The 17589-nt window shown below is 55.4% G+C and carries 13 protein-coding genes; 2 read left to right on the forward strand and 11 right to left on the reverse strand.

Annotated elements, in window-relative coordinates:
* Nucleotides 1–44: 44 nt before the first annotated feature.
* A complete protein-coding gene (locus LBO03_00370) occupies nt 45–1193 on the reverse strand; it encodes a hypothetical protein (GenBank protein ID MDR3348053.1) in 1149 nt (382 codons plus the stop codon).
* A 457-nt stretch (nt 1194–1650) separates the two neighbouring features.
* Here LBO03_00370 and LBO03_00375 point away from each other — a divergent pair, with 457 nt between their 5' ends.
* The gene (locus LBO03_00375; protein ID MDR3348054.1) at nt 1651–2697 is read left to right on the forward strand and encodes a nicotinate phosphoribosyltransferase; all 1047 of its coding nucleotides are present in this window, start codon (nt 1651–1653) and stop codon (nt 2695–2697) included.
* On the opposite strand, the gene LBO03_00380 is transcribed toward LBO03_00375, so the two are convergent.
* Both LBO03_00380 and thrC read right to left on the reverse strand, forming a co-directional pair.
* Nucleotides 2661–4286, reverse strand: a complete 1626-nt coding sequence (locus tag LBO03_00380; protein ID MDR3348055.1) for a B12-binding domain-containing radical SAM protein — start codon at nt 4284–4286, stop codon at nt 2661–2663. The two genes, LBO03_00375 and LBO03_00380, sit on opposite strands and share 37 nt — an antisense overlap.
* Nucleotides 4287–4328: 42 nt before the next feature.
* Nucleotides 4329–5816: a threonine synthase gene (gene thrC, locus LBO03_00385; GenBank protein MDR3348056.1), complete on the reverse strand. Its 1488-nt coding sequence runs from the start codon at nt 5814–5816 to the stop codon at nt 4329–4331.
* 235 nt (nt 5817–6051) lie between these two features.
* Between thrC and nadE the strand changes: the two genes are divergently transcribed.
* Nucleotides 6052–7929 (forward strand): NAD(+) synthase, encoded by a 1878-nt coding sequence (gene nadE, locus LBO03_00390; GenBank protein MDR3348057.1) that lies wholly within the window; start codon nt 6052–6054, stop codon nt 7927–7929.
* 17 nt (nt 7930–7946) lie between these two features.
* Here nadE and LBO03_00395 read toward each other — a convergent pair whose 3' ends face one another.
* The 8 genes from LBO03_00395 to LBO03_00430 form a co-directional block, all read right to left on the reverse strand.
* On the reverse strand, nt 7947–9479 hold the full coding sequence (locus tag LBO03_00395; protein MDR3348058.1) for a CYTH domain-containing protein: 1533 nt from the start codon (nt 9477–9479) through the stop codon (nt 7947–7949).
* A 15-nt stretch (nt 9480–9494) separates the two neighbouring features.
* Nucleotides 9495–9737 (reverse strand): hypothetical protein, encoded by a 243-nt coding sequence (locus tag LBO03_00400; GenBank protein MDR3348059.1) that lies wholly within the window; start codon nt 9735–9737, stop codon nt 9495–9497.
* Nucleotides 9738–9772: 35 nt separating this feature from the next.
* Nucleotides 9773–11800, reverse strand: a complete 2028-nt coding sequence (locus LBO03_00405; protein MDR3348060.1) for a response regulator — start codon at nt 11798–11800, stop codon at nt 9773–9775.
* Nucleotides 11801–11809: 9 nt separating this feature from the next.
* Nucleotides 11810–12973, reverse strand: a complete 1164-nt coding sequence (locus LBO03_00410) for an FIST C-terminal domain-containing protein (GenBank protein ID MDR3348061.1) — start codon at nt 12971–12973, stop codon at nt 11810–11812.
* Nucleotides 12974–13072: 99 nt separating this feature from the next.
* Nucleotides 13073–14575, reverse strand: a complete 1503-nt coding sequence (gene lysS, locus LBO03_00415; protein MDR3348062.1) for a lysine--tRNA ligase — start codon at nt 14573–14575, stop codon at nt 13073–13075.
* Between the two features lie 6 nt (nt 14576–14581).
* The gene (greA, locus tag LBO03_00420; protein MDR3348063.1) at nt 14582–15076 is read right to left on the reverse strand and encodes a transcription elongation factor GreA; all 495 of its coding nucleotides are present in this window, start codon (nt 15074–15076) and stop codon (nt 14582–14584) included.
* 257 nt (nt 15077–15333) lie between these two features.
* Entirely contained in the window at nt 15334–16914 is a 1581-nt protein-coding gene (serA, locus tag LBO03_00425; GenBank protein MDR3348064.1) for a phosphoglycerate dehydrogenase, read from the reverse strand.
* A 292-nt stretch (nt 16915–17206) separates the two neighbouring features.
* Nucleotides 17207–17589: hypothetical protein (locus LBO03_00430; GenBank protein ID MDR3348065.1), on the reverse strand; the 383-nt coding region annotated here is incomplete at its 5' end.

Genomic DNA, 17589 nt, shown 5'->3' on the forward strand with positions numbered 1-17589 from the left:
TTATAACAGTTCATGTTATTTTGGCAAGTTTTTTATTTAACATTTTATTTGTCCCCAAGGAAAGCGCATATCCTGAGCGCGGCGTCTTTGGCGGCGAAGGGCTTGCCCAACGCCCGCTGATTTTTCTTTATCTCGCCCATGAAAGATTTTTCCCGCGCGGATCCGGCAATAACCATGCGGCAGGCCTCTTCCGGGCTTTTGGCCAAAAGCGCCAGTTTCCGCTCGGCCAGGCGTCCTGCGTTGACGAATTCCTGCCCCGGCAGCGGCCGGTAAATTATCAACGGCAGCCCGACGGCGATAACCTCGGCCGCCGTCAGGCCGCCCGCCTTGGAAATTGCCAAATCGGCCGCTTTTATGTATTGCGCGAAGTTTTCGACAAATCCCAGCACTCTAAGATATGGCAGCGCCAGGCGGGAAAGCTGGTTTTTAAGCCGACCGTTTTTGCCGCAAACAGCGACGAAAAACACGCGCGGATGCTTGTCCGCTTCCCGCCGCCAGGCGGCCATTATTTCCCGCATGTCCAACAGCCCTTCCCCGCCGCCGCTCATGACGCAAACAAAAGCGTCGCGCGCAAAGCCCAATTTCCGCCGCAGTGTTTCTTTGCCGTCGGCGCAGGCCGGGCAAAATTCCCTGTCTATCGGTATGCCGACGTCCCAGACCGCCCGGCCCGGTTTCATGTCCGCCCGGCAGTCGGCGAACATTTCCTTGTCGGCGCCAATGTAAACGTCCACTTCGTCATACGCCCACCATCTGTGCATGGCATAGTCGGTGATTACGCCAAAAAGCGGCATGTTTTTGCCGCTTTCTTTTTTATAGAGCGCCGCTACGCCGGCGGGCGCGAAATGAGTGGCGATCACGGCGTCCGGCGCTTCCCGCTCGAAAAAACGGCGCGCGCCGGCGTAAAACAACCGGTTTGCAACGGAGCGCAGGGCGAGGGAGCTGCCTTTGTCTCCCCATTTGTACAAGAAATCATAGCTTGACGGCCATATTTTTAACATTCCCATATATATTCGCAACAACAATTTTCCGAACATTCGGGGCGCGAAGTCAAAAATATCGCCGGACACCAGTTCGACGCCGCCAAAAGCCTCCAGTTCGCGTTTGAGCGCGCTGGCGGCTTTCGCGTGCCCCGACCCTATGGGGGCGTAAAGTATGATTATTTTCTTTTTTCCGTTATGGCCGGGCAAACCCATCCTGCCACGCGCCTTTCCGCAACCGGCGGCGCCGCGCGCCGCCGCAGCCGTGTTTATGCCGCTTTGGGCCGGCCGCATTTTTTTATTGCGCATAAACATATTTATATGTATCATATATGTATGTTGTTTTGCAACAGTTTATTTCAGCTTTTGCCGCGGCGCCCCGGCAAAAACAGGGTCAGCCGGCGGCAAGGCCAATGCGGTATCCTTGGGGCAATAAATATCGCAAATATATTGACAAGGAGTTGTGCGGCATTTAGCTTCCCCCAATACTGTTCCAAAGATTAAAACATAAACAGGATTTGCGAGATGATTTGCCGCCTTGCGCGGCGCAAAATCCAGGCGGACCTGCGGGCTCGGCGAGGCTTCTATGCAAAGCGGGGCGCTAAATCGGCCGCAAAGACAGCATGATTTCAATCCGGGAACAGCATAAGCTAAAACGCCCTATAAAACTGCCATGAGGGAGCGCCTTTGCGCAACAAGTTTCGATATACCATACGAATCGATCAAAAGCGGTTTTTATACCGACGCTTATTTCCTGCGCACGGCGGAAATATTGAAAGCGGCCAAGCATCGCCCCACCGTGCTTATGCAGGTGTTTCAGCGCGGACATAGCGTGCTTTGCGGCGTAGACGAGGCCATCGCCGTGCTGAAAACCTGCGCCGGCGGGCCGCTGAAAATCAAGGCGCTTTATGATGGCGACGAAATTGAGCCTTGGGAAACGGTTATGTCTATCGAGGGAGACCTGGCCGATTTTGCTTATCTGGAAACAATTTATTTGGGCATTCTGGCCAGGCAAAGCAAAATCGCCACCAACGTCAGGCGGGCAGTCGAAGCGGCGGGCGGCAAAACCGTGCTTTTTTTCGGCGCCCGTTATGACCATTACCTTATGCAAAAAGGCGACGGCCACGCGATAAAAATAGGCGGCGGCATTGGCGTGTCTACGGACGCCAACGGCCTGCTCGGCGGCAAAAAAGGCCTCGGCACCATCCCGCACGCGCTCATCGCCGCTTTCGGCGGCGATACGGCCAAGGCCACGCGCGCTTTCGATCAGTATATCGACAAAACGGTCAACCGCACCGCCTTGGTAGATTTTGATAACGACTGCGTCAACGCTTCCCTGGCCGTGGCGCACGAGTTAAAGGAAAGGCTTTTTGCCGTCCGCCTAGATACTTCCGGCAATCTCGTGGATAAATCGATCATTCCTAAGATGGGCGCTTTCATGCCCAACGGCGTTTGCGCCGAATTGGCGCAAAACGTACGGGCGGCCTTGGACAAAGAAGGGTTCAGCCATGTGAAGATCATGGTTTCCGGCGGGTTTACGGCGGAAAAAATCGCCGATTTTGAAAAAAATGGGGTGCCGGTCGATATATACGCTGTCGGCAGCGCTTTTTATGACAAAAACATCAATTTCACTGCGGACGTAGTGCTGGCAAACGGCCGTCCGGCCGCCAAGGCGGGGCGTTCTTACCGCCCCAATCCCCGGCTTGAGGAAGTAACCTGACTAAAGGGGACGTCCTCGGCGTCAAAATCCGCGCGCGCGAGCGGACGCCATTTTTTCTCCGCCAGAAGGAAAAGGACCGCCAGCGGTTCCGTTAACTTTGCGCCGGCAAAATATCGCCTGAAGGTTTCTATCTGATATTTGTTGCCAATTTCGCGCCAATTGGTAAAAGTATAGCCGGGCAGGTATTTGCCCGCCCTTTCGCCGTTGCGCCAAAAGTTTTCCGTAGCCGCTCCCCGCCCGTTTTTCTGCCAGATTATAAAGTCCGGGCGGAAACTTTTTTCTTGGTTCAAAACAATGTCAGCTTTCAAAGTTTCCTGCGCGTCCGGCCAAGCGTCCGGCAGCTTTTCCCTGACGAAAGCGGCCAAATGCCCGGCTGCGGCCTTCGGCCCGGCCAGCGCCGGAAGAAGGCCGCCTTCTTCCAGCCAAGCGGCCAGCGCGGCGTAAAAGCTATAGGCGTCCCCCCGATATATTTCCTTGACCAGAAAGTCCAGCGTGTGCGAAAATTTGCCGGAATTGTACGTTTGCGCAAAAACGCGCCCGAAAATTTTTATCTGCCGCAATTCGGCGTACCCGATGTATTTGCTGCCCAACACCTCATACGGCGGTTCCGGCATGAAAATGTAGCCGTGCCCGCCGTTTTCCGTCGCAAGCGGCGACCCTTTGAGTATTTTTAAGAATCCTATTTGCAGGACGTGCGGCGACAGCGCGTAAACTTTGTTGAAAGAATGCCGGAAAAGTTCCGCCGTTTCGTAAGGCAGTCCTGCGATGAGGTCAAGATGCAAGTGTATGTTGCCGCTCGCGCGCAATTTGCCGACGGCGGAGGCGATTTTCGCGAAATCCTGTCCGCGCCCGATGGCGGCCAAGGTCTTTTCCTGCGCGCTCTGCACCCCGATCTCAAATTGGAACCTTCCCGGCGGCGCCGACTTGAGAAAGTCCAGCGTTTCCGCGTCAAGGATGTCGGCCCTTATTTCAAAATGAAAATTAGTCATGGTTTGCCGCGCCGCCAGATAGCGCATTGCCGGCAAATAATGCCTGCGGCTGAGATTGTAGGTTCGGTCGACGAATTTTACCTGCCGCACGCCCGCTTTTATAAACAGTGCCAGATCGTCCAGGACTTTTCCCACCGGCGCGAAACGCACGCTGCCGCCCGCGCCCGAAAGGCAATAGGCGCAATGGTACGGACAGCCGCGCGCGCTTTCGTAATACAATATGCGGCCGGAAAAGGCGCCGCCTGCCAAATCATAGGGGAATTTCAGCAAAGACAGATCCGCGAGCGTCCGCGCCCCGCCTTCTATGCGCACACGTCCGTCCGCGCCTTTCCAAGCCGCACCCGGCACGCCGCGCCCGTCGCCGCCCCTTTCGCGTTCTTTGAGCAGCCCGCTGAATATTTCCTCCCCTTCGCCCTGCACGATAAAGTCCGCTTCCGGGCAGCCGGCAAATATCCGCTCAACGTCATGGGAAACCTCCGGCCCGCCCAAAACTATGGCCGCCTCCGGCAAAACGCGCTTGATCATCGCAGCCAAGGCAAAAGACAGCGCCCTGTTCCAGTGGATGTATTTGCTGTTAAAGGTTGTGAGCGCTATTTTCAAAAAGCAGCCTCCCCGCAAAAAGAAAAACCGGCTGCCCGCCGGTCAAATCGCCAAAATCTCCCGCACGGCGCCCGTCATTTGTTCAGCCGCCACCGCCTTGCCGTGCAAAACCGGCAAACGGTCAAGCTCGCGCATGGCTTCGGGTATTTTCAAGCCGGAAAGCCCCGACAGGGCCGCTATGGCGGCAAAAGCGCCCATGTCCGGCGCGCCCGGGTCCAGGGCTTTTAGCACGGGCAAGGCGAATTTGAAAGGGCTGGCGGTGGACAAAACAATGGCATAGCCCGCGCCGCCCGTCTGTCGGCGATGGTCGGCGCAGGCTTTCCACGCGACCGCCGTGTGCGGATCCATAAGATATTTATGCGCGGCAAAGGTTTCGGCGATGGTTTTTTGCGTTGCGCCGTCGTCCGCCCAGTACCCGCTGAAGTATTTTTGCAGAGCCTTTTTGTTTTCCGCGCCTATGTCGTAGGCGCCTTCCTGCGCGAGCAGCTTCATCCAGCCGGAAACCGCCGGCGCGTCTTGGCCGGTCAAATGGTAAAGCAGCCGTTCCAGGTTGCTTGACGCCAATATGTCCATAGAGGGCGAAATGGTTTTGTGAAAAGTTCTCCTGCGGTCATAACGGCCGGTATTTATGAAATCGGCCAGAACGTTGTTGGCGTTTGAGGCGCAAATAAGGCGGCCTATCGGCAGGCCCATGCCAAGGGCGTAAAATCCCGCCAGAATATTGCCAAAATTGCCTGTGGGCACAGCGAAATCAATCTTTTCGCCGGCCTTGACGCGGCCGTTTTTCACCGCCAGCGCGTAAGCGTAAAAATAATAGACAATCTGCGGCGCGAGCCGGCCCCAATTGATGGAATTGGCGGATGAGAAAAAAAGCCCCTTTGCCGCCATCTGCCCGGTTAACTGCCGATCGCTGAACATCCGCTTTACTCCGGCCTGCGCGTCGTCAAAATTTCCCTTTACGGCCAGCACAAAGACATTGTCGCCTCTTTGCGTTACCATCTGCCGTTCCTGGACAACGCTTACGCCGTCCTGCGGATAAAAAACGACTATTTTTGTCCCCGGCACGCCGGCAAAGCCCTCCAGCGCCGCTTTGCCCGTGTCGCCGGAAGTCGCGGCGAGTATGACGATCTCTTTTTGCCCCGCTGACTTGCCGGCCGCCAGGACGAGAAGGCGCGGCAAAAGTTGCAGGGCCACGTCTTTGAAGGCGAAGGTCGGGCCATGCCACAGTTCCAAAACGGCGGTTTCCTCCGTAATTTCTCTTAAAACCGCCGGGCCGCAGGGGAAGGCGCCCTGCCCATAGGCCGAATGGACGGCGCTTTTAAGCTGCGCGTCGGCATAGTCGGTCAGATATTTGCGCAAAATACATTCCGCCGCGTGAACGTAGCCTTTGGCGGCAAAACTTTCAATTTCCCCCTGCGTGACGGCGGGAAGGGTCTCCGGCGCAAACAGCCCGCCGTCGGCGGCGATCCCTTGCGCGATCGCCCCGGCCGCTCCGGCTGCATCGCCGCCGCGCGTGCTTTTATAAAGCATAAAACGACTCTCCTTTAAAAACCTGTCCTGCTTTAATATATCAAAAAAGCCGCGCCGTGGCAATTGGCATTATCGTTTTGTACCCGGGATTGACAATCCCATGTCAGTGGCCCAGACTATATACATACAGCAAGGCGCTGACAACCGCCTTGCTGCGGCGGCGGGAATTTCTCGGCCGGGCAAGGCGCCGGCCCGCCAGCAGTCGTTGTATGCCGCCCATAGGGAGGATGAGACCATGCAAATGAAAATAGCCCTGGCGCAGATGGAAGTGCTGCCAGGGCGCCCGCGCGTCAATCTCGCCCGCATGTTGGATTATCTCGACAAAGCGAAAAAAGGCAAGGCCGACCTGGTCATCTTCCCGGAACTGGCGATACCCGGATACCTGTTAGGCGATTTATGGGAATACGAGTGGTTTTTGCGCGAGTGCGAAGAGTGCGGGCATGAACTCATCGGCGCCAGCGAGGGCATAGCAGTCATTTTCGGCAACATAGCGGTGGATTGGGCAAAACACAACGAGGACGGGCGGGCGCGCAAATACAACGCCTGTTTCGTCGCGCAAGACAAAAAAATGGCGCGGAGCGCTCTGCCTTATCCTTTTTATATCAAGACCGCCCTGCCCAATTATCGGCAGTTTGACGATGCCCGCCATTTTTACGGCAGCATCGGCCTCGCGCTGGAGTCTGCCCGTCCGCCGTCCGACTTTATCCGCCCTTTCAAAATCACGGTCAGGGGCCGGGAAATATCGCTTGCCTGCATGATTTGCGAAGACGGCTGGATAAGTTTTTATCCGGTGAAGCCGCCTTTGATCCTGGCCGAAGCGCGGCCGGACATGTTCATAAACATCTCGTCCTCCCCTTTTGCGCTGGGCAAAACCGGCCTGCGGCACAGGCTTTTTTCCGATCTGGCGCGAAACTCCGGCATCCCCCTGCTCTATGTCAATCACACCGGCATACAAAACAACGGCAAAAACATTTACACTTACGATGGGGCAAGCCGCGCGTTTTCCCCTTCAGGCGACGCTACTGTGCAATGCCCAAGTTTCGTTGACGGGCTTTTTTTCTGCCGGTATGACAAAGGCCGCTTTCTCCCGGAAGAAAACACCGCTTTGCGGCGGCCGCCGGAAACGGGCTGGGAAATTTACGCCGCCGTCGCTTACGGGACAAAGAAATTTCTCGCGCAATGCCAAATCGAAAAGATTGCGATCGGGCTGTCCGGCGGCATAGATTCCTCGGTGGCCGCCGCCCTCTACGCGCACATACTCGGCAGCAGGCGCGTCCTGCTGCTCAACATGCCCAGCCGCTACAATTCGGCGCTCACTATCGATCTCGCCCGGCAACTGGCGAAAAATCTCGGCGCCCCTTGCGCCAGCGTGCCGATCGGCGAAAGCGTGGAACTTACCGCACGGCAAATCGGCGCTATCCGCGTAAACGGGCGCCCTCTCGTTTTATCAGATTTCGCGCTGGAAAACGTGCAGGCGCGCGACCGTTCCTCCCGTATTCTCGCGGCGGCCGCAGCCGCTTTGGGCGGCGGCTTTTCCTGCAACGCCAACAAGAGCGAACTTACCGCCGGCTACGGCACGTTCTACGGCGACCTGGCCGGTATGCTCGCGCCGCTGGGCGATCTGTGGAAACACCAAGTGTACGCGCTGGGCCGGTACTTGAACGCGCAGGTTTTCAAGGCGAAAACAATTCCCGAAACAATCTTTCATATCGCGCCGAGCGCCGAACTTTCCCCCGCCCAGACCGTGGGCACGGGCGGCGATCCGCTCCACTATCCTTATCACGACTATTTGTTCAGCGCTTTTGTCGAGAAAAATCTTTCCCCGCTGGAAATTGCCCTCTGGTACAAAGACGGATCGCTTGAGGAAAAGATCGGCTGCGAAAAAGGCCTGACAGTCCGCCTTTTTCCAACGCGCGACGATTTTTTCGCCGACCTAGAACGTTGGTGGCTCGCTTTGGGCGGCCTCTCCATTGCCAAACGCATCCAGGCGCCCCCGATAGTTACGGTAAGCGAACGGGCTTTTGGCTTTGAACGCCGGGAAACCCAGATCCCCGCCGCCCTGCCGGCGAAATATCTGCTTTTAAAACAGCAATTGCTCTCTTTAAGACATTAGCCGCCCCGGCGGGCCGGCTATTCGGCTTCCGCTTCCCCCGGAATTTTTCGGGGAAGGCAAAGCTCTTTCAGGCGTTCGGCGAGACGGGTTTCATCTACGGCAAATTCCAGCAAATATGAACCGTAAAGTATCCCCGCGTCCCGGTACACCAGCCGGCTGTCGGACGGCTTGAAGAGGGAAAACAGCGACTTGCCGGCCTGCCCGAGCTTTGCCTTGTTTTTGAGAGCCGCCAGTATTTTGGCTAAGTTCTTCGCTTCCCGGGCGGCGCCTCTACGCAACGCGCCGGGCAGCATTTTCCGGCTATAGGCGAGAGCGTAGCAGCAGTCGTACAATTCGGCGCTTTCGCTTAGGCCGTTTTCCGTCAGGGCGGATATTTTAGCCAGCAGCCATTCCCTCTGCCGCGCAAGGTGCGCGGCGGCGGTTATCTCCTCGTTGCCTCGCCACGGATCGTCCGCCATCCACGCCCACAGGGAAAAGATATCCGCCGCATGCGCGCCGCGCGCGAAGGATGCGGTTAATTTTCTCCAGGCTTGTTTTTTCTTTTCCCCAATCGTTTTCGCGAAAACGTCCGTCATATTGATGTCAGGGGAGTTTTCTTGAATCACGCGCCAGCGCTTTTCAAACCCCGCCAAAAGAAAAGCGTCCCGCATCTCTTCAAGCCAAAGGTTTATCCTATCCGCCTGCCGCGTATATTCGCGCTCTTTAAGCAAGGGCCCGGCAAAAAGCAAAAGCTGCTTTAGCCTATATGTTTCCCGGCAAAAAGCGGCCAATTTCTTTTTGCCGCCGCCGGCGGCATCCGTCAAAGCGGACAAAGAACGCCCGATTTGGGCGATGAGCGCGCCACGCAAAACATTCTTGAACGGTTTTTTAGCGTCAAGTTCTTTTATCCGCCGCTCACTTGCGGACGGTTTTGCTTTTTCCCCGGCCAGCGCGCAGCCGCGATCGTATTTGCTGCGCTTTTCCGTGTAAAGCGGCGCTTCCTTTAACAGCAAAGATAAAAACTCAATAAGGGCAGGCGCTTTGCCTGACAAGAGTTCAAACTCCACTTCGGCGACCGGCGCCGTCTTTTCCCCGGCGGCGATCCAGCCGGTGTCCACCGCCATTTCAACCACAGTTTGGCCGGGAAGGGCGAGTTCGCAGCTGCGCCTTTCCACGGCAACGGTGAAAAGTTTTTCTACGCCGCCGTCTTTGGCGGCCATGCCCGGCAGATCCGCCAGAAAGCTGATTTTGCCGAACCCGCCGAGATCCGGCTTGGCTGTAGGCAGCTTGACGCTGTATTCCATGCGTTCGGAAAGGCCGCCGCTGTTCTTGTTTTCTATTTTTGCCGTGCCGACGAACCCGCCCGCTTCGGCGCGTACGCGAAACGCCACGCCGGACTTGGCGAAGCGGCGCTTCGGCGTGTCGTAATAGCGGCTTTCCAGTTTTTCTGTCCTTTCGCTGCCGGGCACTATATATTTTTTGACTGTTTCAAGTTCAAAAATGCCTTCAAGGACGTGTTCCGAGAAGGCAATCAGTTTTATTTCCGTTTCAATGTTGTTGCCGACGCCCATAAGCCACACCTCCGCTCATCCGCGTATATCGGTAAAGAGCACCGCCGCTTCGGCGGCATCGTACACTTTCGGCGGCAGGAGCCGAAGATCGTCCGTCCGCCAGCCGCCGCGCCGGGCGAGCAGGCCCAATGCCTCCTCTTCGTCGCGCGCCAGCACGACCGCTACCGCGTCACGGTATAAATCCTGATGCACGCACGGTTCATTGATCATGCTGTAGCTGTGAAATTCCCTGTTGTGCCGCCAGACGTATATTTTCATCAGGCACCCCCCGCGTTCCGTTAACGCTAATTAGCTCAAGGCCGGCCCTTTTTTAATATGGCGAGCAGTTCCCCGATTTTTTCAGATGCTTTTTCATACTCAAGTTCCCGCACGAGACTGCTTATTTCCCGGAGATAGCCGCTTATGCGCCCATCTTCCGCGCAGTCTTCCGTTTGCGCCGCAATTTTGGCGGCGGTGTCGCCGATGCCGTAAAGGCAGGCGTCATCCAGCATTTCCAATTTGTCGATCAACATGGCGCCGCCGCAAAGCGCGAGCGCCTTGTCATCCCCGTAAACATCCGGCGCGTTGGCCTCCGGCGATTTTACGGCGCCGTATTCAAGCGCGATTTTTTCCGGCGGCAGCCATTTGGCGAGTATCAAATTCAATTGCGCCGGCTCAATCGGTTTGGAAATAAAGTCGTTCATGCCGCTCGCGATGAAAGTGTCGCGCGCTCCGGTTACGGCGTTGGCCGTCAAGGCGATTATCGGCAGGCGTTTGTAAAATTCCCCTTTCATGCCGCGTATCCGCTTGGTGGCTTCTATTCCGTCCATGCCCGGCATCATGTGGTCCATAAATACTATGTCGTAGCGCTTGCTTTTTACCTTTTCGATCGCCTGCTCCCCGCTGTCGGCGGCGTTGCCCGAGATGTTGTGGGCGGCCAGCATCCCCAAGGCGACGGTAATGTTTATATGGTTGTCGTCGACAACTAGGATGGCTACACCGTCTTTGGCCATGACCCGCGCTATTTCGCCGGAGCGTTCAATGTTGTCCGGGTTGCCTGCGACCAGCGGCAGCAAAACCGTAAAAACAGATCCTTTGCCGTATTCGCTCTCTACTTCCAGCTTGCCGCCCATCATGGACACAAGGGGTTTCGTGATGGACAGGCCCAGCCCCGTGCCGACTATGCCCCGGTTCTTCTTTGCGTCGAGCTGGCTGAACACTTCAAAAAGTTTCGGCATGTCTTCCTTCTTTATGCCAATCCCCGTATCTTTTACGCTGAATTTTATATATTCCCGTCCGCCCTCCGCATGCCGTTCGAGCGCTAAAGACACACAGCCCCTGCGGGTATATTTGATCGCGTTGTTGGTTATGTTCGTGAATATCTGCCGAAAACGCACCGCGTCGCCATAAACCACCGCCGGAAGGCTTTCGTCGATGCTGCTCGTAAATTCCAGTTCTTTGGCGTTGGCGGTGAATTTGCTCATCGAACAAATGTTGTCGTATAGCTCCGCCAAGTTAAAATCGGCAGGGACAATTTCCAGTTTGCCTGCCTCTATTTTAGAAAAATCCAAAATATCGTTGATAATTCGCAGAAGCGCCTTGGCCATTTTCTTGATGTCGGCAAAATACCGCTGCTGCAAGCTGTCAAGGTTGTCAACGCGCATAAGGTCGCTCATCCCGATAATGGCGTTCATGGGCGTGCGTATCTCATGGCTCATGGAAGCCAGGAACCTGCTCTTGGCGCTGCTTGCTTGTTCCGCCTGCCTTTTGGCCAGAATCGTATCGGTCTCGTCGTGAAACAAAACCATTATGCCATCAAACGTATTGGCCTCGTCGAACATAGGCGTGGCATGTATGGCGTATATGCGCAGGCTGCCTTTGCCGTCGATGTCAACGGTTTCTTCGGCCCGAACGGCTTTATGGCTTTGCATGGCATCTTCAAGTATGCCGCCGACCCGCGCCGAAAAGTCCGTGCCGCCAAAACCCTTGAACACCTCGGTGAATTTCGCCCCGTTGATAAGGCCGAAACTGCGCAAATTCAATAAATTCAAAAACGTGACGGTGCAGTAAGCGAAACATCCGTTACGGTCAAGCAGTATGATGATATCGGGGCTGTTTTCAAGCAAAAGGTCAAGATATTTTTCCTGGCGGGACTTTTCCGCCAAAATGGCCGCGCTGACGCGGGAACGGACGACATAGGCGTTTTTGTTTTGCTCCATGATAAAGTTCATGGATTTCAATTGCCTGTTCAGCCGTTTCATTTCCACGCGCAAATTAGCGTTTTCTGTCTGCAATTGCTCCATCGGCGTCAGTTGCTCGCTTGATTGCCGCGTATTGGCCATACATTTCCCTCATAAAATACATATTATTAAAACATTGTTGTTGAAGCGGTTAAACATTTTTCCTTCTTTATCGAATACCGGGCATATTTCCCCGCCCGAATAGGACGCCTGGTAGACTGTCGGCGCGCCGGCCATACATTGCGCGATTTTTTCCATCTCCGCGTCGCCTTCCGCCCCCAACACGAAGCTGCGAGCCGCGCATGAGTAAATGAGCAGGCTTTTCCCTTTCGCCTTGGCCAGCGCTTCTTGCAGCGTATTTTCCGCTGAGCTTACCACATCGTTGGCATCCATGATGGCGATGCTCAAAATGGCGCCGACCGGCATCTCGCCGCCGAAAAGGATGCCCCCCTCCTTGTCCGCCAGCCGGAAAGCCGTGCGCATGAGCGCCGGCGTCCCGTCGTTAAGGTTAATTAATATCGGCATGGTGCTGATGCCGCGTATGTTGCCTTTTTCAATAAGCCCCATGGAAACAAAATAGTCGGCCGCGCTTATATTGTTTACTCCGCGCAAAATATTTCTTTCGGCGGCGGTAATAATCGCCTTTTGTTTGAAAACGCGGTCTTCCGACACATAGGCCACGAGAAATTCCGGGGAAATGTCGCCGCCGGCCGCCACGATGACGATTTTATCGGTATCGTACTGGTCATTGTAAATGGTGTATAAATTCGTCAGGTCAATTGTCGTGCCAAAAGAGCGCGTGCCAAAAACAGGCGCTCCCCCGGACACTTTGTCCATCTCCGCGACGAACTCGTCCCCGCTTATAAGGGGCGAAAAAGGTACAAATGTCAGGAGCAGCTTGGGCCTTTCCGGAAGTTCGGCCTCTATCCGCGCATACAGATCTTTGACCGCCCCGGCGGCATCATTGCCGACTTTCTCCGAAATCCCGGCGGCAAAGCAGACATCGTCGGAAGTAAGCACAGACAAAGTAAGCAGAAGCTGCCCGAATTCGCCGCACGCCACCGTACCGCTGGTGGTGCAGCCTACCAAGTCGAAGGGCAGTTTGCCTTTAAGCGCCTCCACGACGCCGGAATCCAGAAAATCTTCCGGGCAATGGACGATCCCCACGGAGTTTTTCAGTTGGCTATGCGCAAGGTCAAGCTGCCCAAGCAATTCTTCCACCGCCTCGTCCACATAGTCAATTTCTCTGGTACACGCTGTCAGCATCTTTATCATGGTCGCACCCCGCCTTTTTTATGAAAAGACCCCTGTATTTCTTCCTGTCGCTACGCGCCTGCCCCGCGCCCAAAATCGCCGCCGGCCCATGATCCCGCGCTACAGCGTCCTCATTTGCGGAAAAAACAAGACGTCCCGAATAGACGCGCTGTCGGTCAGGAGCATTGCCAGGCGGTCAACGCCGACGCCGAGGCCTCCCGTGGGCGGCATGCCGTATTCGAGCGCCGTTATATAGTCCTCATCCATCATGTGGGCTTCTTCGTCGCCCGCGTCGCGGCTTTCCACTTGACGGGCAAACCGTTCCTTCTGGTCTACCGGGTCGTTGAGTTCGGAAAAACCGTTGCACAATTCGCGGCCAAAAACAAAAGCCTCAAACCGGTCGGTCATTTCATCGTCCCCCCGGCTGCTTTTGGCCAAAGGCGACACTTCTTTGGGATAGCCAGTGACAAAAGAGGGCTGAACCAGCTTTGCCTCAGCGCAATGTTCAAAAACCGCGTTGATTATCTTGCCCGCGCCGAAATTTTTTTCAATCGCCGCCCCTGATTTTTGGGCGTTCGCCCGCAAGTCGCCAATGTCCAAATGGGGCGAGAAGTCAAGGCCGGTTTCCTGCCGGATGGCTTCCGTCATGCTGATGCGCCGCCAGGGAGGCGTAAAATCTATCTCCTGTCCCTGATAGGTTATACTGGGCCGGCCGGTTGTTTCCTTGACAACATAATGTATAAGTTCTTCCGTCAGCTCCATCATATCGTTATAATCGGCGTAGGCCTGATAGGCTTCCATGAGCGTGAATTCCGGGTTGTGCCTTGTCGACAGGCCCTCGTTGCGGAAAACCCGCCCGATCTCGTACACCCGCTCCAAGCCGCCGACGATCAGGCGTTTGAGATAAAGCTCCGGCGCTATCCGCATAAAAAGGTTCATGCCCAGGGCGTTATGGCGGGTAACAAAAGGTTTGGCCGCCGCCCCGCCGGCAATGGCATGCATCATCGGCGTCTCCACCTCAAGAAAATCGCGCCGGTCAAGAAAATGCCTGAGCGCGCGTATTATTTTGCTGCGCGCCGTAAAAGTGTCCTTGACGCTTTTGTTGACAATAAGATCAATATATCTTTGCCGGTAACGGGTGTCTATGTCCTTCAGGCCGTGCCACTTTTCCGGCAGGGGGCGCAAGGATTTGGTCAATATCTCCAAAGATTCCGCCTTTACGCTCACCTCGCCCATGCGGGTGCGAAAGACCGTTCCGCCAATGCCGGCAAAGTCGCCTATATCCATGAGTTTGAGCAGTTTGTAGTCGTCTTCCCCTAAAGCGTCTTTGCGCAGGTAACATTGAATGTTGCCGGTACGATCCGAAAGATCAATAAAAGTCGTCTTGCCGTGCCCACGTATGGCCATGACACGCCCGGCCACTCGCACCCGGTCCGTCTCGGCAAAACTGTCAAACCCATCGGCAATCGCCGCCGCCGTATGCGTGGGCGCGAAACGCCGGCCAAAAGGCTCGTGCCCACACGCCGCCAATTCATCCATTTTCTGGCGGCGCGCGTTCATCTGCTCGTTTATGCCGCCCACATCAGCCGTCTGCTGCCCCGGTTCTTTTTTCCGTTCGGTCAAAATAATTTACTCCTTAGCCGACATGCGTTTTATCGACATGATCTTATACTTTATTGTCCCGTCCGGAACGGCCACCTCCACCGTTTCGCCTGATTTTCTGCCTATAATCGCGCTGCCCACCGGCGATTCGTTGGAAATTTTATTGGCCAGGGGATCCGCTTCCGCCGAACCGACCAGCGTATATTCAACGGTTGATTTCAGCGCTACGTCCCGCAGTTTCACCGTCGCCCCCAAGGTAACCATATCGGTTTTTATTTCGCCGTCGTCAATCACCTTGGCCGTGCGGATCATTTTATCAAGGGTGATTATCTCCCCTTCAATAAAGGCCTGCTCGTTCTTGGCGTCTTCGTATTCGGAGTTCTCGCTTATATCGCCGAAAGAGATCGCCTGTTTTATCCGTTCCGCGACTTCCAGGCGCCGGACGGATTTTAGCGTCTCTAATTTTTCTTCAAGTTTCTTCAAGCCTTCGGCCGTCAAGATGGTCTCTTTTTCCGTCATAATATGCCCCTTCCCAAATGGCCGACTTCCCGGCCGACGCAAAAAATCGCTTTGTCGGCGCTATCCAAAACTTTGCCGATAATTTGCTTTATTGGTTAATTATAGGATTAGAGCGCACGCTTGTCAACTTTTACCGGCAAGAAGGCGCGCGCGCGCGGAAAAACTGACATTTCCCAAAGCCGGCCCATAAGCCTGCCAAAGGGCTTCCGCGCGTACGGAAAGTGCGGCATTGCCTTTTCTTTGCTTTTTGTCGCCTTGTTTTATAATTTCACAAAATTGACCTTTTTTATGCCGTCAACCCCGCTGATCATATTCAGCACCTCGCGGGGCACTACCGAATCGACCGCCATAAACATCATGGCGTTGTTGTGTTTGTCGCGGCTGACTTGCATGGTCGCGATATTTACCTTGCCTACGCCCAAAATTGTGCCGATTTGCCCGATCATGCCCGGTTTGTCCTCGTTCATCGCCACCAGCATGCAGGGGCTTGGATTAAGGTCAAGGCTGTAGCCGTTCACTTGCAGTATCTTGCATTCGTTGCGGCCGAAAACGGTGCCGGTAGCGGAAAAGCTCTTGGACCGCCCGCTGACTATGACCTCTACGGAACTTTTCAGATCGGAGCCGCCGACTTTTTTGCTTTCAAGCGCCTCTATCCCCCTGTTTTGGGCTATGAGCGTGGAGTTTACGTAATTTACCCGTTCTTTCAGGATCGGCTCAAACAGGCCCTTGAGCACTGCCCGCGTAAGCAGGGATGTCTCCAAGTCGCTGGCCTGCCCCTGATAAATGATTTCTATTTTCTCCACCGGTTCTTTCTCCAGTTGATGATAGAATTTGCCCAAAACCTCGCACAAATATAAATAACTTCTCGTCCGGTCAAGTTCGTTGGGCAAAAGATTGGGCAGGTTCACGGCGTTGGTTACCATCTCGCCGCGCAGGGACGCAAGCACTTCCTCGGCAATCGTCCGCCCGACGTTGGCTTGGGCCTCAAAAGTATCGGCGCCGGCGTGCGGGGTAACCGTAACATTTTCGCAGTCGATCAGAGGCGACACGGCCTGCGGCTCCCCCACTAAAACATCTATGCCGGCGGACGCCACCCGCCCGTCTTTCAAGGCCGCGCCCAGCGCGGTTTCATCGATAAGCCCGGCGCGCGCGCAATTTATTATGATGACGCCTTCTTTCACCGCCGCCAGTTCCGCCGCGCCGACAATGCCAATGGTTTCCTCGGTCTTTGGCGTGTGAATGGTAATAAAATCGGCCCTTGCCAGAAGCTGCTTGAGCTCGGCGCATTTTTCCGCGTTAAGTTTCGCAAAGCGCGTGTCGCTTATATAAGGATCATAAGCGATGACCTTCATGCCGAAGGCTTGCAGGCGCGTGCAAACCAGGGCGCCAATACGCCCAAGGCCGATGATGCCGACGGTTTTGCCCAAAAGCTCCCTGCCCATCAAGCCGTTCCTGCTCCAAACCTTTTGGCGTAGCCGATCCCGGTGCCGCACGACATTGCGCGCCGCCGCCAGCATGAGCGCTATGGTCAGCTCGCAGGCGGAAACGCTGTTGGAATCAGGCGTGTTTACGACAATAATGCCTCGGCTGGTGGCTCCCTGCATATCGATGTTGTCCACTCCGTTGCCGGCCCGCCCGACCACTTTCAATTTGGCCGCTTTTTTGTAAAGTTCCTCGTCTACGGCGGTGTTGCTGCGCACGATCATGGCGTCATAGCCATCTATGACCTTGAGCAGTTCGTCCCGGGAAATATCCATCCGCAAATCAACATCTATGTCCCCGGCCTGCCGCAACACTTCGACGCCGGCATCCGCCAGCTTTTCCGTAACAATTATCTTCACCGACAATCCCTCCCCAGATGCGTTTACGCTGTTGCCCGCTCAAAACAAAGCAGCAATATATAAAAAACCGCCCTTAAAGATTAAGGACGGGGTTTCCCACGTGGTGCCACCTTGTTTTGCCGCTCGCACGGCCTCATGACGCTTTAACGGCCGTCAGCCGCGCCGGTTGCTGCCCCGGAACGAGTTCGGAAACGGATTCGGCTCCCGCCGCGCCGGTTCACAGCGGCCACCGGCTCTCTTTAGCGTGCTGGGAGCTTACTGCTTTTCGTCATCACCAAACATATTGTTTTTCTCATTTTATAATATATTTCGCGATTGTCAAGCATTTTGTGTTTATTTGCATGAAATCAATTTTCAAAGTTCGCGCAAATGCCAAGCGGTAAAGTTTCAAGAGAAGATGAAATTGGATCGGAAGAAACCGCAAAGTGAAGGCCGAACGAACAAGCGGCCCGGCAAGGCCCGCAAAATGCCGGCAGGCTTTGCGCAAGCGGGAAGGCATGATTGCCCATCGCGGCGCTGTACGGCAGGCTTTGCGCAAGCCTTGGAACGGGTGCGGGAGGTCGATGCGTGGATGTTCTTCAAGTGGTTCTTCAAGACGTGGGTGGCGGCGGAGACCGCCTCCTGTCGCGATGGAGTCAGACGGCGGAGCCAACTTTTCAACGCCTGCAATGCCGG

The organism is Acidaminococcales bacterium, assembly GCA_031290885.1.
In the GTDB taxonomy this organism is placed as follows: Bacteria; Bacillota; Negativicutes; order Acidaminococcales; family JAISLQ01; genus JAISLQ01.